The sequence below is a fragment of the Arthrobacter ginkgonis genome (genome assembly GCF_039540195.1).
In the GTDB taxonomy this organism is placed as follows: Bacteria; Actinomycetota; Actinomycetes; order Actinomycetales; family Micrococcaceae; genus Zafaria; species Zafaria ginkgonis.
Window position 1 is genome coordinate 36,712 of the sequence record NZ_BAABEO010000020.1, and the last position, 18,030, is coordinate 54,741.

Sequence of the window (18,030 nt, forward strand, 5' to 3'; positions counted from 1 at the left end):
CATGCGGGGCACTTTGCGCGTTCACAGCCAGGAAATAGGGTCGGGGAGCACGGTGGTTCCATGAGCATCCCCAGCCCGGCCGAGACGTCACTCGGCGCCCCGGTGGGTGTACCGTCCGGCAGCCCCTTGCCGGATGGTGCACCCACCGGGGCGCCGACTGCCCCGCCCGCCGCCGTGCCGGACTTCCGGGCCCTGGCCCGGCGCCGCGCCGTCCGCGAGGACATTTTCCACACCGCGGTGTGGGCGACCACGGCGCTGGCCGTTTCGCTGTACCTGGCCACCGGGGCCGTGCGCGAATGGAGCGGCTTCGCGTCGTGGCTGACCGGGGTGGGCATCATGGCCGGCCTCGCCGGAACCCACCTAGTGCTCGTTATGCTGCTGCTGGCCGCGCGGCTGCCCTGGGTGGACCGCGCGATCGGACTGGACGCCGCCATGCGCATCCATGCAACGCTGGGCAAGCCGGCGCTCTACCTGATCCTGGCCCATGCGCTGCTGCTGGTCCTCGGCTACGGCGCCGCCCTGGGGCTGGATCCCCTGGCCCAGATCGCCTCCCTCTGGGAAACCCCCGACTTCCCGCTCGCGTTCCTGGGCCTGGGACTGTTCCTGGCCGTGGTGGGCACCTCGATCGTGGCGGTGCGCCGCCGGTTGCCGTACGAGTTCTGGTTCGCGGTGCACCTGCTCTCCTACGGCGCGGTGCTGGCCGCCCTCCCCCACCAGTTCAGCGCCGGCGGAGTGCTCGCGGAAGGCGCCCCGCAGCGCTGGTACTGGATGTCGCTGTATGCGGTGACGCTTTCGGCGCTGCTGGTGTACCGCGTCGCACTGCCCCTGTGGACCACCCTGCGCGCGGGCGCCAGGGTGCACGCCGTCCTCCCCGAGGGACCGGACACCTGGTCGGTGGTGGTGTCCGGCCGCGGGCTGGAAAACCTCGGAGCCCAGGGCGGGCAGTACCTGCGCTGGCGGTTCCTCGCCCCAGGCCTGTGGTGGCAGCAGCATCCGTACTCGCTCTCCGCCGAGCCCCATCACGGCGGGGAATACGGTGGCCTGCTGCGCATCACGGTGCGCGGACTCGGTGCCGGATCGGCCGCCGTCGCCGGGCTGGCCCCGGACACCCGCGTCCTGTTCTCCGGCCCCTACGGGCTGTTCACCGAGCAGGCCCGCACCCGCCCCGGGCTGGTGCTCGTCGGCGCGGGCGCCGGCATCGCGCCCATCCGGGCCCTGCTGGAGCGCGCCGCCTTCCCGCCCGGCGGGTGCGCCGTCGTCCTGCGCGGGTCCACGCCGGAGGACCTGATGCTGCGCGGGGAGATCGCTGAGCTGTGCCGGCTCCGCGGGGCCGCGCTGTATGAGGCCGCCGGACACCGGAGCACCCACGGCCCCGCGGAAACCGCCTGGCTGCCCGAGGCGCACAGCGCCGCCGGGTACCGGCTGGAGTCCTTCGCCCCCTGGCTGCGGAACGCCGACGTGTTCGTCTGCGGCCCGGCCGGCTGGTCCGCGTCCGTTGCCGCCGATGCCCGCGCCGCCGGCGTGGCGCCCGAGTCCCTGCATCTCGAAAGGTTCGAGCCATGAGAATCCGTTCCGCCATCTTCGCCGTCCTGGCTTCAGCCGGGGTCCTGGTGTCCGGCTGGTACTCGGGGGTGCTGGCCGCCGGTGCGGCGACATCCGGGCAGGCCCTTGCCGCAGGCGCCTCCGACACCTCCGATTCGGCGACGGGTTCCGGCCGGTCCGGCTCGTCGGGTTCCTCCGGCACGTCCGGCACGTCCGGCTCGTCGGGTTCCTCCACGGACAGCGGTTCGTCCGGATCGGACGCGACCGTCACCGGCGATGCGTACTCGACCCGCTGGGGCGACGTCCAGGTCCGGATCACGGTGGAGGGCGGGGAGATCACCGACGTCGAGGCGGTGGAGCTGCCCGAGCGGGACGGGCATTCCCAGCGGATCTCCCAGGTGGCCGAGCCGGTCCTGCGCGAGGAAGTGCTCAGCTCCCAGTCCACCGACGTCCAGCTGGTCGGCGGCGCCACCTACACCAGCAGGGCCTACCTGGACTCCCTGCAGTCCGCGATCGACAAGGCCAACCTCTAGGAGGACCCCATGCCCGCCCACACCCCCTTCCCCGCCATAACATTCCCCGGCATGACTTTCCCGGCCACGAGTCCGCTGAGCATCCCCGCCGACCCGCTGCCGCCGCGGCTGGCCACGCGCACCTTCGAGACCATGGGCACCGTGGTGGGGGTCAGCGCGCCGCTGGCCGGGGAGGAATTGGACGTGCTCTCCGATACCCTGCTGCGGATCTTCGCGGACGCCGACCGGAGGTTCAGCCTTTACCGGCCCGAGTCGGAGCTGAGCCGCGTGTCAGCCGGCGAGCGCTCGCTGCCGTTCGCCAGCGCACGCCTGCGCGGCATGTACGCGCTGGCGCTCGAATGGCGCAACCGCACCGGCGGGGTCTTCACCCCGCACGGACCGGACGGGGTCCTGGACCTGAACGGGGTCGTCAAGGGGTGGGCGATCGCCGCCGCCGGCGAGGCGCTGGAGGAGCTCGGCGTGCCGCACTGGGCGGTCAATGCCGGCGGGGACATCCTTTGCTCCGGCTCCCCGTTCCCGGTCCCCGCTGACCGGGCCGACCCGCGCGGGGGCACGCCGTGGCGGGCCGCCATCGCCGATCCCGACGATCCCCAGGCCCTCGTGGCGGACCTCCCGCTGGCGGGGACGCCGGGCACCACGGCCGCCCTGGCCACCTCCGGGTCCGCGGAGCGCGGCGAACACATCTGGGGCGGTGCCGGGCACAGCGGCAGCACCGGTCATGGCGCCGCGTTCCGGCAGGTCAGCGTCCTGGGCGAGGACATCCTGACCGCTGACGTGCTGGCCACGGCGATCGTCGCCGGCGGCATGGACACCCTGGAACATGCGGTGCGGGAGTGGGGAGTGGAGGTCCTGGCCGTCGCCTACGGAGGCATGCTGCTGGCCACGCCGGGCTGGCCGCGCGCGACCCGCGAGGCCGGATAGCCGGTCCCGCCGCAATTTTTCCCAGTTGCCCGCCCGTCTGTCCGGCGTGTCCCCGCAACACGCCGCCAACCAAGGCCGTCGCCGCCAGAAAACGGGAAAAATCCCGGACGGCCCGCCTGGACTGCGCCGGCGTCGTCCTATCCGGCGAGCAGCACCTGCCTGACCGCCACGGAGAGGAGGCCGCCGCGGCTGCCGGTGCCCAGCGCCTCGGCGCGGGCCGGCACGTACCCGAACCCGATCCCGTAGAGCGGGTCCGCGTACGCGAGCGCGCCGTTGGCGCCGTCGTGCCCGTACGCGCGCCAGGAGCCGAAGTCGTTGCGCGGCTGCGACTTCATGAACACGGTCCCGAACGCCCCGGTCAGGCCGGTTGCGCGGTCGATCCCGAACACCTGCTCGCGGGAGAGCGCGGCGCGGGTCGCATCGGAGAGGAACGGTCCGGCCACGCTGCCGTCCGCGAGCACGACGCCGGTGCTCGCCGCCGCGTACAGCCTCGCCATGCCGCGGGCGGAGGCGGTCCCGCCGGCCGCGGAGAAGCCGGCTTCGCGGACCTCGCGGGCGTTGGGCACGTCCATGATGTTGTGCGTGCGCCCGTCGGGACCCTCGAATCCGGCCGCGGAGTTGACCGCGATGCCCAGGTGTCCGAAGGGATCGATGAACGGCAGCGACGGGGCTTCCAGCGGGTGCAGGACGTCGCGGTAGCGCGGCTCGTCGGCCGCGGCCAGGCCCAGGTGGAAGTCCAGGCCGAAGGGTACGCGGATCCGGCGCTCGTAGATCTCCTGCAGGCGCTCCCCCGTGATGCGCCGCGCCAGTTCCTCCATCACCACGCCGATGGTCAGGGCGTGGTAGGCGTGGGCCCGGCCCGGGATCCAGAGCGGTTCGGCCGCCGCCAGCTGTTCGGCGCCGCGCTCCGAGTCGAGGTAGTGGGAGGTGGGCAGGCCGCCGTCGATCCCCAGGATCCCGGCCTGGTGGCTGAGCAGCTGGCTGACGGTGATGTCCTGCTTGCCGTTGGCCGCGAACTCCGGCCAGTAGCTGGCCACCGGCGCCTCCAGGTCCAGCAGCCCGTCCTGGACCAGCAGCCCGATCACCATGGCTGCGGCGCCCTTGCTGCAGGAGAAGACGCCGGTCAGCGAGTCCGGTGCGCAGTTGGGGCCGACGGCCAGGTCCAGCACCGGGCGCCCGGCGACGTAGACGCACAGTTGGGCCGAATAGTCGGGGTCTTGGGCCGCGAAGCTCTCCAGGAGCGCGGCGACCGGGGCGAAGCGGGGATCGGGGGCCGGCCGTTCGGCGGCTTCAAGGGAGTGGGGATGGGCTGGGCCGGCATCGGCCGGGCCGTTGTTCGGCGCAATCACCGTTTCAGCGTAGCCCCGGCGCGGTCCGGCCGTCCGGAACCCCGGCCGCCAGGGACTCCGGCTGAGAAGGGACTCCGGCCGGGAAGGTCTCCGGCCGGCCAGGTTCTTGGCCAACTGGATTCCGGGCCGGCTGGATTCCAGGCCGGTTAGGACTCCGGCGATTCCTGCTGGAAGCGAAGCCGCCAGCGGGCGGCCGCGGCCCCTTCGCCTGCCCGCTCCCAGAGGGCGCTGGCGACGGTGGCGCTCCCTTCCTCGAAGCGGCGGTAGATGACCTGGAGCAGGTCGGTTCCCAGGACCGCCGATTCCAGCAGCTGCAGCTCCGCCGACTCCGGCCGCGCGGCCAGCTGCTGGGCGTAGTACTCGCGGTCCAGCGGCTGGCCCGCGGCCGAAACCCCGCGGAAGTCCGGGGCCAGCAGGTAGAGCACCGCGGCGGTGTCCGCGCGGACTTCCCGGTCCAGCAGCGCGGCCTGGAGCGCCAGGACGGCGTCGAGGTCCGAGGACTGCAGGGCCGGGACCGCCGCGCCGTCCAGCGCGGCGAAGAAGTCCTCGGCCGGCTCCTCGGCGCCGGCACCGCGGCCCAGTTCGGCGATCTGCGCCTCGGCCTCGTCGGTGTCCTCCGCGGCCTCGGGGAGGTCACCGTCGGTGTCCGCGCCGAAGAGCGCCGGTTCTTCGAGGAAGGGCTCGGCCTCCGGGGAGGCCCCGGTCGCCGTGCGCTCCGGAACCTCACGTACTGGGGCTTCAGCCGCCGTCGTTGAACCTGCCGCCTCGGTGTCCGGGGCCGCCCCGGTGGTCGGTGCCGGCGCATCGCCGATGAAGCCGGGACCTTCCGGGGGCGTCCGGCCGGCCTGGAAGGCGGTCGCGGCGGCGCGGGCGCGGTCGTCCGCCTCCTCGTTCAGGTCGTGGCCATTGTGGCCCTTGACCCATTCGAAGCTGTAGTCGCGGCCCTTGAGCTCCGCGTCGATCTGCTTCAGCAGATCGACGTTGAGCACCGGCTTGCCGTCGGCCTTCTTCCAGCCCTTGCGCTTCCAGCCCGGCATCCACTTGGTGACGCAGTTGATGACGTATTGGGAGTCGCAGAGGATGCGCAGGTGCTCGTCGGGGACGTGCTTGGTGGAGCGGAAGAGGTCCAGGACGGCCATCAGCTCGCCCTGGTTGTTGGTGCCGTGGGGCCAGCCGCCGGCGCGCCAGCAGCCCTCGTCCACGTACCAGGCCCACCCTGCGGGTCCGGGGTTTCCGAGGGCAGAGCCGTCTGCGGCAGCGGTGATCGTCATGCCTTCAATCCTGCCACGCGCCCCCGACAGGACGGCGCTCCACCATCCCCGCCCCCGCGCCCGGGGCACACCGGTGGGGCACAACCATGGATTCGCCCCGCGGTCGAACCTACGCTGAACAACTGGAAGGCAGACACCGGGCACACGGGAAAAGGAAGTGGTACGGATGGCCGCAAACAGGGCTGTCGCCTACAAGGAACCCGGCAAGGTGGAGGTGGTCGACACCGACTATCCCACCTTCGAACTCAAGGACGGCCCGGGCGTCAATCCGGCCAACGTGGGCCGGAAGGTGCCGCACGGCGCCATCCTGCGCACCGTGGCCTCCAACATCTGCGGCTCGGACCAGCACATGGTCCGCGGCCGCACCACCGCCCCGCCGAACCTGGTGCTGGGGCACGAGATCACCGGCGAGGTCGTCGAAACGGGACCGGACGTCGAATTCATCAAGGTCGGCGACCTCGTCTCCGTGCCCTTCAACATCTCCTGCGGCCGCTGCCGCAACTGCAAGGAGCGCAAGACGGGCATCTGCCTGAACGTGAACCCCGACCGGCCCGGCAGCGCCTACGGCTACGTGGACATGGGCGGCTGGGTGGGAGGGCAGGCCCAATACGTACTGGTGCCCTACGCGGACTGGAACCTGCTGAAGTTCCCCGACCGGGACCAGGCCCTGGAGAAGATCATGGACCTGACCATGCTCTCCGACATCCTGCCCACCGGCTTCCACGGCGCGGTCACGGCCGGAGTGGGGGTCGGCTCCACGGTCTACGTGGCCGGCGCCGGACCCGTGGGGCTGGCCGCCGCCGCCAGCGCGCAGCTGCTCGGCGCCGCCGTCGTCATTGTCGGCGACATGAACGAGGACCGCCTGGCGCAGGCCCGCTCCTTCGGCTGCGAAACCGTCAACGTCGGGGCCGGCGACCTCCCGGAGCAGCTCGGGGAAATCCTCGGGGTCCCGGAGGTCGACTGCGGCATCGACGCCGTCGGCTTCGAGGCCCGCGGCCACGGGCACGGCGCGCAGGCCCAGGAGGCCCCGGCCACGGTGCTGAACTCGCTGATGTCCATCACCGCCGCCGGCGGAGCCCTGGGCATCCCCGGGCTCTACGTGACCGGGGACCCCGGCGCCGTCGACGAGGCCGCCAAGCACGGCTCGCTGTCCCTCTCGCTGGGCACCGGCTGGGCGAAGTCGCTGTCCTTCACCACCGGCCAGTGTCCGGTCATGAAGTACAACCGGCAGCTGATGATGGCGATCCTGCACGGGCGCCTCGAGATCGCCAAGGCCGTCAACGCCAAGGCGATCCCCCTTCAGGACGCCCCCACCGGCTACGCCGAGTTCGACGCCGGCGCCGCCACGAAATACGTCCTGGACCCCAACGGCTACATCAAGGCCTAGCCCCCCTCAAGGAGCATTGCCATGACACTCAACCTCACGGACGCCCGCGCCATCATCGCCGCCGCCGAGGCCAAGGCCGGCGAGATCGGCCAGCCCATGAACATCGCCGTCGTCGACGCGGGCGGAAACCTCATTGCCCACGTGCGAATGGACGGCGCCTGGATCGGCAGCATCGACATCTCCATCAACAAGGCCTTCACCGCGCGGGCCTTCGACATCGCAACCAAGGACCTGGGCGACAACTCCCAGCCCAACCAGCAGTTCTACGGCATCCACGCCAGCAACCACGGCCGGATCATGATCTTCGCCGGAGGCATCCCGATCAGCCGCGACGGGAGGGTGGTCGGCGCCGTCGGAGTCAGCGGCGGCTCCGGGGAGCAGGACCAGACGGTCGCCGAGGCCGGGGCTGCCGCACTGTAGGACCGGCGCGGGCCACGGAACGGGCGTACCGTGGAGCCATGGGAACCGGACCGGTCCGAGGGGGCAACGGTCGGCCGAACGGGCCGCGGCTCCGGCTCCAGTACGGGCCGCGGGCCTACTTCAAGGGCGTCGTGGCAGCCTACCTGTCCTGGCTGGGTGCGAGCTTCGCCGTGGCCGCGTTCTTCGCCACGGTCCTGCGGGTCCCCTCCGCGTTCGACGACTGGTGGCTGATCGCCACGTTTGGCGGGCCGCTGGCCTTGGCGTGCGGCATGCCGTTGGCCCTGCTGCTGGGGCTGTCCCTGCGCCGGGTCGGCGCCCTGTCCGGACACGTTGCCGCGTTCGCAGCGGTGTTCGCGGCCTTCGGGTATGCCGGTTCCGCCCTGTACCTGCCGGCGGCCGGGCCGGCGTTCCACGTCGCCGCCGGCCTGCTGACGGGTGCCTGCGCGGCGTTCGGGCGGTGGCTGGTGCGCCGCGAGGTCCAGATCCAGTGGACCCCGCGGTTCCCGCCCGGACCCGCAAGCTAGGTCCGGCAAGCCAGGGCCGCGGCCCGCGGGCGTCAGGCCGGGTACAGCGGGTTGGTGCCGGGGGCGACCTCCTCGCCCGGGCGGACCGGGCCGGGGGCCGTGCCGGTGCCGAACGGGGAACCCCCGAGCGCTTCCCGGCCGTGCGGTTCCAGCCAGTTGGACAGGTCGGGGCCGGAAGGGACGATCCGGGTGGGGTTGATGTCCTCATGGACCACGTAGTAGTGCGCCTTGATCTGGTCGAAGTCGACGGTGTCGCCGAAGCCCGGGGTCTGGAACAGGTCGCGGGCGTAGGCCCAGAGCGCCGGCATCTCGGTGAGCTTGTTGCGGTTGCACTTGAAGTGGCCGTGGTAGACGGGATCGAAGCGCACCAGGGTGGTGAACAGGCGCACGTCGGCCTCGGTGATGGTGTCCCCCATCAGGTAGCGCCGGGTGGCCAGGCGTTCCTCGAGCCAGTCCATGGCGGCCCAGAGCCGGTCGTGGGCCGCGGCGTAGGCCTCCTGCGACCCGGCGAAACCGCAGCGGTAAACGCCGTTGTTGACCTCGGTGAAGATGCGTTTGATGACGGGCCGCATCTCCTCCAGCTTGTCCGCCGGCAGCAGGTCCGGGGCGCCCTGGCGGTGGAAGGCCTTCCATTCGGTGGAGAAGTCCAGGGTGATCTGGGGGTAGTCGTTGGTGACCACGGCGCCGGTGGGGACGTCGACGATCGCCGGGACGGTGATCCCGCGCGGATAGCCGGGGAAGCGCTTGAAGTAGTTCTCCTGCACGCGCTCGGTGCCGAGCACCGGGTCCACTCCCCCTTCGTCCAGGTCGAACGTCCACGAGCGGACGTCGTGAGTGGGGCCGGGGGTACCCAGCGAGATGGCGTCCTCCAGGCCCAGCAGGCGGCGCACGATGATGGTGCGATTGGCCCAGGGGCAGGCGCGGGCGGCGACCAAGCGGTAGCGGCCCGCCTCCACCGGCCATGCCTGGGCGCCCTCGGACAGGCCGCCGTGGGGGTTGCCGATGCTGCCGCCGACGGGGCCGCCGGAGGTGCGCAGGATTTCGGGGTCCGCCACGATGCGGTCCTCGATGTAGTGGGTGTCGCGGGTGAACTCGGTACCCGTGGTCACGTAGGCGCCTTTAGTTGAATATTCACGCGTTTCCATGGTTCCAGTCTAGGCGCCCGGCGCAAGGGGGCGACGGCGGGGGTCAACCCGGCCCGACGGCGGAGCCCTACCCCCGGGCGACCGCCTCGGCCATGCCCCGGGCCGCGACGGCAACGGAGGCGCGGCGGAGGGCGTGGGTGCGCGGAAGATCCCCGGCCATCAGCACGTCCAGCTGAGACAACCCGTGCCAGCCGACCACGAGGGTCGTCACGGACAGCACCAGGTCGGCCGCGTCCTGGCGGCTTGCCCCCGGCAGCACGCGGCACATGGCCTCGATCTTGCCGCCGCATCCGCGGGCGCGCAGGGCCGCCGCGGCCGGCGACCCCGCCCGCTCCAGCCCCTCCCAGCACAAGAGCCTGGCCAGGCCGGGGCGCTCGCCAAAGAAGTCGAACATCGCCGCGGCGTGGTCCGCCACCGCGTCCGGGCCTTCACCGTCGAGGGGAATGGTCTCGAACAGTTCGGCCAGCCCGTCGCCGAGCACGGCCTCGAACAACCCGTCCTTGTCCCCGAAGTAGGAGTAGATGCGCTGCTTGTTGACCCCGGCGTTCGCGGCGATGCGGTCCACCCGCGCCCCGGCATACCCGTGGGCGGCGAACTCCTCCGTCGCCGCAGCCAGGAGCTTGTGTCGGGTCGCTTCGGTGTCCCATGCCATGCCTCAACCCTACCCAGCCAACCATTTAGTTGCAGATTGGCAGTCCCCGACGTACGGTGGACGCAAAAGCAACCAAACAGTTGGAGATTAAGATTGGGCATCCCGCAGGCGAACGCGTTGGCCACCGCTACCCTGGATTCGGCCCCGGAAGGCCGCGCGGCGCTGGATGCCACCACGCCTGACCAGACCGCCCCGGCGGAGCCGCGGCAGCCCTCGGCACACCTGCGCGCCGTGGCCACCTGGCTGGTCATGGCGCTCCAGGCCTCGGCGGTGTCCCTGCTGCTGAAGCCTTTTACCGGCAGCCTGCCTGGTCCGGTTCCGACCCTGATCACCGTCACGATCATCGTGCCGCTGGGCGTCTACCTGACCATTCCCTTCACGGTGAAGCAGTTCATGCGCCTGACGTCCCGGCGCCGCGTCTCGGTGAAGCGGTTCGCCCGCTTGGCGTCCCGCCGCTAAGCGGTCCGCCGCCCGCGGCGCTTCCATCCGGACCCGCCCAGCGGCCCTCCTTCCGCCGGGCGCCGCCGGGCACCGCTGGCGCCGTTGTGCGCCGCTGGGCCACTTAGCCCCGCGCCACCGAATGCTCCTCGGCGGACCGGCTCGCGGCCAGCCGGGCATAGGCCCCGCCGGCGGCCAGCAGCTCGGCCGGGGTGCCGCGCTCCACGATCCGGCCGGCGTCGAGCACCACCACCTGGTCGGCGTTGGCGACGGTGGAGAGCCGGTGCGCGATCGTCAGCGTGGTCCGCCCCGCGGACAGACGGTCCAGGGCCGCCTGCACCTCGGCCTCGGTGGTGTTGTCCAGCGCGGACGTGGCCTCGTCCAGGACCAGCACCTTCGGGTTGCGCAGCATGGTCCGGGCGATGGCGATGCGCTGCTGCTCGCCCCCGGAGAAGCGGTGGCCGCGGGCGCCCACCACGGTGTCCAGCCCGTCCGGCAGCCCGGCCACCAGGTCCGCGATCCGCGCCGCGGCCAGCGCCTCCCACAGCTGCGCGTCGCTGGCCTGCGGGTTCGCGAGCAGCAGGTTCTCCCGCACGCTCGCGTGCACCAGGTAGGTCTCCTGGGACACCACACCCACGATCCGGGCGAGGTCCTCCGGGGCGTAGTCGCGGACGTCGACCCCGTCGACGGCGACCCGGCCGGCGGTGGCGTCGAAGAGCCGGGGCACCAGCGACCCGAGCGTGCTCTTGCCAGATCCCGTGGCCCCCACGATCGCCGTCGTGGTCCCCGCCGGCACCGTCAGCTCGATGCCGCGCAGCACCTCGCGCCGGGCGCCGTCCCGGGGATCCCCGCCCGCGTTCCGGCCCGAATCCCCGCCGGCTTCACCGGAATCCCGGCCGCGCCGGCGCCGCGCGCCGTCCGCCGCCGTCCCGGGCACCTCCGGCCGGGCCGCGCGCCCGCCGTCGGCCGGTGCGTCGGCGTCGTAGGCGAACCGCACCCCCGCGAAGCTCAACTCCCCGCGCACCGCGGAGGTGTCCACGGCCACCGGCCGCGCCGGCGGCACGATGTCCGGCACCAGGTCCTGGTACTCGAAGATGCGGCTGAAGAGGGCCAGGGCCGTGACCCACTGGACCCCGACGTTCAGCAGCCCCATGATGGGGCGGAAGATGGTGCCCTGCAGGGCCGTGAAGGCCACCAGGGTGCCGATGCTCAGGTCGCCGGTCAGCGACGGGAAGCCGGCGGAGAGGTAGACCAGGGCGGGGATCGCGGCGAACACGACCTGCATCGTGGCCATCCGCCACCGCCCGGCCAGCTGCGAGCGCACCTCCAGCCCGGTCAGCTTTTCCGAGGTGGCCGCGAACCGGGTGGCCTCCCCCGGCCCGGTGCCCAGCGTCTTGGCCAGGCGCACCCCGGACACGGAGAGGCCCTCCTCCACCTGGGTGTGCAGCGTGGCGAGTTCGCGCTGCTTGACGGCGGTGATGTCCCGGCGCAGCAGCGCCACGCGGCGGGAAAGCCACACCGCCGGCGGGACCACCAGCAGGGACAGGAGGCTCAGGCCGGGCGAAAGGGCCACCATGGCGACGGCGGTGGCCACCGCGGTGGTCAGGTTCGCCGCAACGGCGGTGGCCGTGGTGGTGACCACCGACTGCATGCCGTTGATGTCGTTGGTCAGGCGCGACTGCACTTCCCCGCCGCGGGTGCGCGTGAAGAAGGCCAGCGACTGGCGCTGCAGGTGCGTAAAAAGGCCGGTGCGCAGCGTGTGCATCACGCGCTGGCCCATGGTGGTGGCGATCCAGGTCTGCAGCACGCCAATGACGGCCGTGGCCACCGCGACGGCGACCATGCCGCCGGCGAGCGCGGCCAGCATCGGCACGTTGTGCTGCGGCAGGGCCTCGTCGATGGCCGCCCGGACCAGGAAGGGCTGGGCGAGCGAGACCACGCTGGAGACCACGATCAGGAGCACGACGACGGCGATGGCCCCCTTGTGCGGGGTGAAGAGCGCAGCGATGCGGCGCAGGTCGGCGGGGTGCTCGACAAGCTGGGAGCGGTCGGCCTGGCTGATCCTGCCGGGTCCTCCGGGTCCTCCGGGTCCTCCGGGACCTCCGTGGCCTCCATGCTGGCCATCCATGTGGGTCATGGGCACCTCCGGGGTGGGACGGACGGCGGCGCGCGGTGCGCCACCCAATAGAGAGGTTACCTCACCATGTGGTTGCCGGACAAAGGCTAGACTGGCTCAGGTGACCTCCAATACAACGCCGGACCTCGGCAACCTCTTCCATGCCGCCTTCCGCGGACTGCGGCGCGGCTGGATGGAACAGCTCTCCCCCTGGGGGCTGACCCCGCACCAGTGGCGGGCGCTGCAGGCGGCCGGACGCCACGACGGCGAATTGAACGGTGGCGAATTGAACGGCGGCGAGGTGCACGGCGGCGAACCGGCCGGCTGCGACGGCGGGAACTCCGGCGGCGGACTGCGGCTGAAGGAACTGGCCGAGCGCCTGCGGATCGCCCCGCGCTCGGCCACCGAGGTGGTGGACCAGCTCGAGGCCAAGGGGCTGGTGGAGCGCCGGCCCGACCCGGCCGACCGGCGCGCCACGCGCGTGTTCCTCACGGCCGCGGGACGGCAACTGCATGCCGAGGTCGCCGCGGCCCGGCGGGAGCAGTCCGAACGGTATTTCGCCGCGCTCTCCCCCGCCGACCGGGCCGAACTCGCCCGGCTGCTGGATCTGCTCGGGACGGCCGGCGCGCGGGACTGAGGGACCCGGCGCAGCCCTGAACGCAGCCCTGAGCGCAGCCCTGTTTCCGGTGCGGCCACGCACGTATCCTGATGCCATTCATCCACAAATCCCAATGAGGAGATGGATCATGGCTGGCATTGTCAGGCGGGACCGGTTCGACATCCTTCCGGAACCCTTCCGCCGCTTCTTCGAGGGCGACTGGGAATCGTCGTGGCTGCGCGTGGAGGAATACCAAGAGGGCGGTGACATGGTGGTCCGCGCCGAACTGCCGGACATCGACCCGGAGAAGGACGTGGAGATCACCGTCTCCGAGGGCGTCCTGACCATCACGGCCGAACGGCAGGAGAAGAGCGAACACAAGGAGAAGTCCAGCTACCGCTCCGAGTTCCGCTACGGCTCCTTCTCACGCACCATCGCACTGCCGGAGGGGGCCGCCCAAGACGCCGTCTCCGCCTCTTACAGGGACGGGGTGCTTGAGGTCCGGGTTCGTGTGCCCGAGCATCCCGCCGGCGGCCCCACCAAGATTCCGGTGACCCGCAGCTGATCCCGCGCCCGGGTCCCTCAGGCGCCGACCGGGCGGTCCGGCGCCTGAGGGACCCGGGCGAGAAATTGGAAGTGCATCCATGGCCGCCAAGCAGGAATACGCCTTGGTTAGTCTGCACCCGGACTATGAGCTGCGTCGCTACGCCGAGCACGCCATCGCGGAAGTGACGGTCCAGGCCTCCTTCACTGGCGCGGGCAATGCGGCTTTCAGGACGCTGGCCGGCTACATCGGAGGCCGGAACCGATCCCGGCGGAAGATCCCCATGACGGCCCCGGTGGCCCAAACCGGGGCCGTTCGGGCGGCGTCGGAACGGGTGGCAATGACGGCCCCGGTGGCCCAGCGCGGCGCAGCCGACGGCGGCTACACCGTGGCCTTCGTCCTGCCGGTCGGCCTCCGGCAGGACACCGCCCCCGTCCCCACCGATGGCAGGGTTCGGATCCGCGATGTTCCGGAAACCCTGGCCGCGGTTCGGCGCTACCGGGGCGGCTGGTCGCAGGAATCGTATGAACGGCACCTTGGGCACTTGCGGGCGGCCTTGGCCCGTGACGGGGTGCAAACCGTCGGCGCGCCACGGTTCGACCGCTTCAATCCGCCCTTCACTCCGCGGTTCCTGCGCCGCAACGAAGTGGTGCTCGATATCGCAGCCGGCACCACGGCCGAGGATGGGTGCTCCACTTCTACACTGGATCCATGACTGGCTCGACGGCCCCGGAACCTTCATCCAACGTCCCTTCCTCCGCCACGCCCACCCCGGCTGACGCACCCCGCCCCGCCGGCGCGACGGCGGTATCCGCGTTCGCCTCGGTGATCACGGCCCCGAACCCGGGGCCGATGACCCTGGACGGCACCAACTCCTACGTGCTGCGTTTCCCCGGGTGGGAATCGTGCGTCGTCGTCGACCCGGGACCGAACGACGAGGGCCACCTGCGCGCCCTGGCCGCCGAGGGGCCGGTCGAGCTGGTGCTCATCACGCACTGGCACCGGGACCACACCGACGGCATCGACCGGCTGGTCGAGCTGACCGGGGCACCCGTCCGGGCCGCCCTGCCCGAGCACTGCCGCGGGGCGGATCCGCTCGCCGACGGGGAGGTGGTGCAGGCGGCGGGGCTGGAGATCCGCGTCGTGGCGACCCCCGGGCACACCGCGGACTCGCTGTGCTTCTTCATGCCCGAGGACGGCCCGCGCGGGGCGGTGCTGACCGGGGATACGATCCTGGGCCGCGGCACCACCAGCCTGGGCTACCCCGACGGCACGCTGGCCGACTTCTTCGCCACGCTGGACCGCCTGGAGGAGTTCGGTTCCGCTCCGGGCCTGTCCGCCCACGGCCCGCTGGTCCCCGACCTGTCCGCCACCGCCCGCTTCTACCGCGCGCACCGGCTGGAGCGCCTCGACCAGGTGCGGGCGGCGCTGGCCGAGCTCGGCGCGGCCAATTCCGGGGGGTCCAATTCCGGCGGGCCCGGCACCGGGGAGCCGCCGGTCTCCGCGGTGGCCGACCTGGTCTACGCGGACATCGACGCCTCGATACGGCCCGCGGTGGAGCACGGCGTCGCGGCGCAACTGCATTACCTGCTGGGCCCCGAGGGGAAGGCCTCCGGCTAGCGCCCCACGCCGTTCCGGACCCTCCAGCGGGGGCACCGGATTAGGCTGGGAGACATGCCGATCTTGAACAAGGACATGACCCTCTGCATTTCGCTGGCGGCGAGGCCCAGCAACAACGGGACGCGGTTCCACAACCACCTGTACGGCCAACTGGGCCTGAACTGGATCTACAAGGCCTTCGCGCCCGCCGACATCGCCCAGGCCGTGGCCGGCATCCGCGGACTCGGGATCCGCGGCGCGGCCGTCTCCATGCCCTACAAGGAGGCCGTGATTCCGCTGGTCGACCACATGGCCCCCTCCGCCGCCGCGATCGAGTCGGTCAACACGATCGTCAATGACAACGGCGTCCTGACGGCGCACAACACCGACTACTCCGCCGTGGCGAACCTGCTGGCCAGCCGCGGCGTGCCCGCGCGGCTCCGGACGGCCGTGCGCGGTTCGGGCGGCATGGCCAAGGCCGTCGTCGCGGCGCTGCGCGACGCCGGCTTCCGCGACGTCACGGTCATCGCCCGCAGCGAGGAGGCGGGCCGCGCGCTGGCCAAACAGTACGGTTTCGCGTGGGCCCCCGAGTACGACGGCGGCGCGGAACTGCTGGTCAACGTCACCCCCATCGGCATGGCCGGCGGGGAGGACGCGGACCGGCTGTCCTTCACGCGCGAACAGGTCCAGGCGGCGCAGGCGGTCATCGACGTGGTGGCCATGCCCGCCGAGACGCCGCTGGTCCGCGCGGCGCGCGAGGCCGGAAAGCAGGTCATCACGGGGGCCGAGATCGGAACGTTGCAGGCCCTGGAGCAGTTCGTCCTCTATACCGGGATCACTCCGACGCCGGAGCAGGTGCGCGCCGCCGAGGAGTTCATGCGCTCGGACGCCGTCGGCTAGGTTTCGGACCGGCAGGCGCCCCACCGCCGTCGTCCCGTAATCTGGCACGTGGACATCCGGTCCGCGCCGGGCGGACGGAGTTTGGGCAAACCGGTAGGGAGACAAGTTCGTGGTGACCGAAATCGACGTCGTCGTGGTGGGCGGAGGAGCCATGGGCTCCGCGGCGGCATGGAACGTGGCCCGCCGGGGACAATCCGTTGTCCTGCTGGAACGGTTCGAGGCCGGCCACCACATGGGCGCCTCCCACGGCGCCACCCGGAACTTCAACACCGCCTATCACCAGGCCGAGTACCTGGACCTCGTCACCGAGGCCCGCACCCTGTGGGACGAGCTGGCGGCCGAGACCGGCACCCAGCTGCTGGACCTGGTGGGGCTGATCAACCACGGCCACCTGGAGCCGCTGCGGCACGTGCGCGACGTCCACGCGGCGCGCGGCATCAACAGTTCCTTCCTCTCCCCCGCCGAGGCGGCCGAGCGCTGGGCGGGGATGCGCTTCCGCGGCGAGGTCCTCTACGTCCCCGAGGCGGGGCGCGTGCGGGCCGCCGACGCGCTCGCGGCCCTGCGCGCGTCGGCCGAGGCCCACGGCGCCCGGTTCCACTACTCGACCCCCGTGCGGGAGATCACGGTCCTCGGCGAGGACGCCGTCGCCGTCGTCACCGACGCCGAGGAGTACCGCGCCCGGCGCGTGATCGTCACCGCGGGCGCGTGGAGCCGGAAGCTGCTGGACGGCCTCGTGCGGCTGCCCCGGCTGGTGGTGACCCAGGAGCAGCCGGCCCACTTCCGGCCGTTGGACCCCTCCCACGAATGGCCCAGCTTCAACCACTTCCCGGATCCCGGCGCCGCCGCTGACTCCTACTTCTACAGCCCGGTCTACGGCATGCTGACCCCCGGCGAGGGGGTCAAGGCGGGCTGGCACGGGGTGGGCCCCGTCGTCGATCCGGACGCCCGCGACTTCACCCCGGAACCGGTCCAGCTGGAGGCCCTGCGCCGCTACGTGCGCGAATGGCTGCCGGGCGTGGACGCGGACGCCTGCGAACCCATCAGCTGCACGTACACCTCCACCGAGTCCGAGGACTTTGTCCTGGACCGGGTGGGGCCGGTGGTGGTCGGCGCGGGATTCTCCGGCCACGGATTCAAGTTCACGCCCGCGATCGGCCGCGTCCTGGCCGACCTCGCCGACGGAACCCCCGCCCCCGCCCTCTTCTCCGCCACGCGGTAGCGGACGCGAAGGACTCCGGTCAGCCGGCCGCCGGCAGGGCGGCCGGCTGGAGTGGGGCCGGCTGGGCCGGCGCCGGGTTCGCGGCGGCGTGGTGCCGCCCGATGGGCAGCACCAGGGGCGTGCCGGCCACCGGATCCGGGACCACCCGGCACGGCAGGCCGAAGACCTCGCTGACCAGGTCCTCGGTCACCACGTCGGCCGGACGCCCGGCGGCCACGATCCGCCCCTGCTTCAGGGCCACCAGGTGGTCGCCGTAGCGGGCGGCGAGGTTCAGGTCGTGGAGCACGATCGCCACGGTGGTCCCGCGCTCGCGGTTGAGGTCGGTGATGACGTCGAGCACGTCGATCTGGTGCGCGACGTCCAGGAACGTCGTGGGCTCGTCGAGCAGCAGCAGGTCGGTCTCCTGCGCCAGCGCCATGGCGATCCAGACGCGCTGGCGCTGCCCGCCGGAGAGCTCGTCGATGGAGCGTTCGGCCAGGTCGGCGGTGCCGGTGGCGGCGAGCGCCCGGTCGACGGCGGCGTCGTCCTCCGCCGACCAGCGGCGGAACCAGCCCTGGTGCGGGTAGCGGCCGCGCCCCACCAGCTCGCGCACGGTGATGCCGTCCGGTGCGATCGGCGACTGGGGCAGCAGCCCCAGGACCTTGGCGACCTCGCGGGCGGGTTTCGCGTGGATGTCCTTGCCGTCCAGCAGGACGCTGCCGGAGGCAGGCTTGAGCAGCCGCGACAGCCCGCGCAACAGGGTGGATTTGCCGCAGCCGTTCGCCCCGACGATCATCGTGACTTCCCCGGCCGGCAGCTCAAGGGTGAGGTCCTCCACCACCGTTGCCGAGTCGTACGCCAGGGTCAGGTCGCGTGCTTCGAGTCGGGCCATT

General features: G+C 72.1%; 19 protein-coding genes. 13 read left to right on the forward strand and 6 right to left on the reverse strand.

All coding sequences use genetic code 11. The features are described from left to right. Positions 1-60 precede the first annotated feature (60 nt). From ABD912_RS15265 to ABD912_RS15275, 3 genes are read left to right on the forward strand one after another with little or no spacing between them, the layout of a single operon-like run. Entirely contained in the window at positions 61-1,563 is a 1,503-nt protein-coding gene (locus ABD912_RS15265) for a ferredoxin reductase family protein (protein ID WP_345152044.1), read from the forward strand. Beyond that, positions 1,560-2,075 (forward strand): FMN-binding protein, encoded by a 516-nt coding sequence (locus ABD912_RS15270; protein ID WP_345152046.1) that lies wholly within the window; start codon positions 1,560-1,562, stop codon positions 2,073-2,075. The genes ABD912_RS15265 and ABD912_RS15270 overlap by 4 nt, the downstream gene beginning before the upstream one ends. Positions 2,076-2,126: 51 nt before the next feature. Beyond that, complete coding sequence (locus ABD912_RS15275; RefSeq protein WP_345152048.1) at positions 2,127-2,996, forward strand: FAD:protein FMN transferase; 870 nt, start codon at positions 2,127-2,129, stop codon at positions 2,994-2,996. Between the two features lie 137 nt (positions 2,997-3,133). Here ABD912_RS15275 and ABD912_RS15280 read toward each other — a convergent pair whose 3' ends face one another. Then, positions 3,134-4,345, reverse strand: coding sequence for a serine hydrolase domain-containing protein (locus tag ABD912_RS15280; protein ID WP_345152050.1), 1,212 nt, complete (start codon positions 4,343-4,345; stop codon positions 3,134-3,136). A 146-nt stretch (positions 4,346-4,491) separates the two neighbouring features. Then, a complete protein-coding gene (locus ABD912_RS15285; protein ID WP_345152052.1) occupies positions 4,492-5,616 on the reverse strand; it encodes an RNase H family protein in 1,125 nt (374 codons plus the stop codon). A 166-nt stretch (positions 5,617-5,782) separates the two neighbouring features. Here ABD912_RS15285 and fdhA point away from each other — a divergent pair, with 166 nt between their 5' ends. Genes fdhA through ABD912_RS15300 form a run of 3 tightly spaced genes read left to right on the forward strand, consistent with a single transcriptional unit; the run spans position 5,783 to position 7,947 of the window. Then, entirely contained in the window at positions 5,783-7,003 is a 1,221-nt protein-coding gene (gene fdhA / locus ABD912_RS15290) for a formaldehyde dehydrogenase, glutathione-independent (protein WP_345152053.1), read from the forward strand. Between the two features lie 21 nt (positions 7,004-7,024). Further along, positions 7,025-7,423 (forward strand): GlcG/HbpS family heme-binding protein, encoded by a 399-nt coding sequence (locus tag ABD912_RS15295; protein ID WP_345152056.1) that lies wholly within the window; start codon positions 7,025-7,027, stop codon positions 7,421-7,423. Positions 7,424-7,461: 38 nt separating this feature from the next. Then, entirely contained in the window at positions 7,462-7,947 is a 486-nt protein-coding gene (locus tag ABD912_RS15300) for a hypothetical protein (RefSeq protein WP_345152057.1), read from the forward strand. Between the two features lie 32 nt (positions 7,948-7,979). Here the strand turns inward: ABD912_RS15300 and ABD912_RS15305 are convergent, their stop codons facing one another. Further along, positions 7,980-9,092 carry a glutathione S-transferase family protein gene (locus ABD912_RS15305; RefSeq protein ID WP_345152059.1) on the reverse strand — a complete coding sequence of 371 codons (1,113 nt, stop codon included), beginning with the start codon at positions 9,090-9,092 and terminating at the stop codon, positions 7,980-7,982. Positions 9,093-9,159: 67 nt separating this feature from the next. Further along, positions 9,160-9,744, reverse strand: coding sequence for a TetR/AcrR family transcriptional regulator (locus ABD912_RS15310; protein ID WP_345152060.1), 585 nt, complete (start codon positions 9,742-9,744; stop codon positions 9,160-9,162). A gap of 93 nt (positions 9,745-9,837) precedes the next feature. On the opposite strand from ABD912_RS15310, the gene ABD912_RS15315 reads away from it, so the two are divergent. Further along, positions 9,838-10,203, forward strand: a complete 366-nt coding sequence (locus ABD912_RS15315; protein ID WP_345152061.1) for a hypothetical protein — start codon at positions 9,838-9,840, stop codon at positions 10,201-10,203. A gap of 103 nt (positions 10,204-10,306) precedes the next feature. On the opposite strand, the gene ABD912_RS15320 is transcribed toward ABD912_RS15315, so the two are convergent. Continuing rightward, a complete protein-coding gene (locus ABD912_RS15320; protein WP_345152062.1) occupies positions 10,307-12,319 on the reverse strand; it encodes an ABC transporter ATP-binding protein in 2,013 nt (670 codons plus the stop codon). Positions 12,320-12,419: 100 nt separating this feature from the next. Here ABD912_RS15320 and ABD912_RS15325 point away from each other — a divergent pair, with 100 nt between their 5' ends. The 6 genes from ABD912_RS15325 (at position 12,420) to ABD912_RS15350 (ending at position 17,158) form a co-directional block, all read left to right on the forward strand. Beyond that, complete coding sequence (locus ABD912_RS15325; protein WP_345152063.1) at positions 12,420-12,935, forward strand: MarR family winged helix-turn-helix transcriptional regulator; 516 nt, start codon at positions 12,420-12,422, stop codon at positions 12,933-12,935. Positions 12,936-13,044: 109 nt separating this feature from the next. After that, positions 13,045-13,461, forward strand: coding sequence for an Hsp20/alpha crystallin family protein (locus tag ABD912_RS15330; protein ID WP_345152065.1), 417 nt, complete (start codon positions 13,045-13,047; stop codon positions 13,459-13,461). Between the two features lie 79 nt (positions 13,462-13,540). Next, positions 13,541-14,155 carry an SOUL family heme-binding protein gene (locus ABD912_RS15335; RefSeq protein WP_345152066.1) on the forward strand — a complete coding sequence of 205 codons (615 nt, stop codon included), beginning with the start codon at positions 13,541-13,543 and terminating at the stop codon, positions 14,153-14,155. After that, on the forward strand, positions 14,152-15,060 hold the full coding sequence (locus ABD912_RS15340; protein WP_345152068.1) for an MBL fold metallo-hydrolase: 909 nt from the start codon (positions 14,152-14,154) through the stop codon (positions 15,058-15,060). The genes ABD912_RS15335 and ABD912_RS15340 overlap by 4 nt, the downstream gene beginning before the upstream one ends. Positions 15,061-15,114: 54 nt before the next feature. Continuing rightward, positions 15,115-15,939 carry a shikimate 5-dehydrogenase gene (locus tag ABD912_RS15345; protein WP_345152070.1) on the forward strand — a complete coding sequence of 275 codons (825 nt, stop codon included), beginning with the start codon at positions 15,115-15,117 and terminating at the stop codon, positions 15,937-15,939. 109 nt (positions 15,940-16,048) lie between these two features. Next, positions 16,049-17,158, forward strand: a complete 1,110-nt coding sequence (locus ABD912_RS15350) for an FAD-dependent oxidoreductase (protein ID WP_345152072.1) — start codon at positions 16,049-16,051, stop codon at positions 17,156-17,158. Between the two features lie 19 nt (positions 17,159-17,177). Here ABD912_RS15350 and ABD912_RS15355 read toward each other — a convergent pair whose 3' ends face one another. After that, complete coding sequence (locus tag ABD912_RS15355) at positions 17,178-18,029, reverse strand: ABC transporter ATP-binding protein (protein ID WP_345152074.1); 852 nt, start codon at positions 18,027-18,029, stop codon at positions 17,178-17,180. Position 18,030: the final 1 nt, after the last annotated feature.

Bases quoted from the DNA above. Each gene is read 5' to 3' on its own strand.
- ABD912_RS15265 (WP_345152044.1), top strand. From the start codon at position 61: ATGAGCATCCCCAGCCCGGCCGAGACGTCACTCGGCGCCCCGGTGGGT.
- ABD912_RS15270 (WP_345152046.1), top strand. From the start codon at position 1,560: ATGAGAATCCGTTCCGCCATCTTCGCCGTCCTGGCTTCAGCCGGGGTC.
- ABD912_RS15275 (WP_345152048.1), top strand. From the start codon at position 2,127: ATGACTTTCCCGGCCACGAGTCCGCTGAGCATCCCCGCCGACCCGCTG.
- ABD912_RS15285 (WP_345152052.1), bottom strand. From the start codon at position 5,616: ATGACGATCACCGCTGCCGCAGACGGCTCTGCCCTCGGAAACCCCGGA.
- fdhA (WP_345152053.1), top strand. From the start codon at position 5,783: ATGGCCGCAAACAGGGCTGTCGCCTACAAGGAACCCGGCAAGGTGGAG.
- ABD912_RS15295 (WP_345152056.1), top strand. From the start codon at position 7,025: ATGACACTCAACCTCACGGACGCCCGCGCCATCATCGCCGCCGCCGAG.
- ABD912_RS15300 (WP_345152057.1), top strand. From the start codon at position 7,462: ATGGGAACCGGACCGGTCCGAGGGGGCAACGGTCGGCCGAACGGGCCG.
- ABD912_RS15305 (WP_345152059.1), bottom strand. From the start codon at position 9,092: ATGGAAACGCGTGAATATTCAACTAAAGGCGCCTACGTGACCACGGGT.
- ABD912_RS15310 (WP_345152060.1), bottom strand. From the start codon at position 9,744: ATGGCATGGGACACCGAAGCGACCCGACACAAGCTCCTGGCTGCGGCG.
- ABD912_RS15320 (WP_345152062.1), bottom strand. From the start codon at position 12,319: ATGACCCACATGGATGGCCAGCATGGAGGCCACGGAGGTCCCGGAGGA.
- ABD912_RS15330 (WP_345152065.1), top strand. From the start codon at position 13,045: ATGGCTGGCATTGTCAGGCGGGACCGGTTCGACATCCTTCCGGAACCC.
- ABD912_RS15335 (WP_345152066.1), top strand. From the start codon at position 13,541: ATGGCCGCCAAGCAGGAATACGCCTTGGTTAGTCTGCACCCGGACTAT.
- ABD912_RS15340 (WP_345152068.1), top strand. From the start codon at position 14,152: ATGACTGGCTCGACGGCCCCGGAACCTTCATCCAACGTCCCTTCCTCC.
- ABD912_RS15345 (WP_345152070.1), top strand. From the start codon at position 15,115: ATGCCGATCTTGAACAAGGACATGACCCTCTGCATTTCGCTGGCGGCG.
- ABD912_RS15355 (WP_345152074.1), bottom strand. From the start codon at position 18,029: ATGGCCCGACTCGAAGCACGCGACCTGACCCTGGCGTACGACTCGGCA.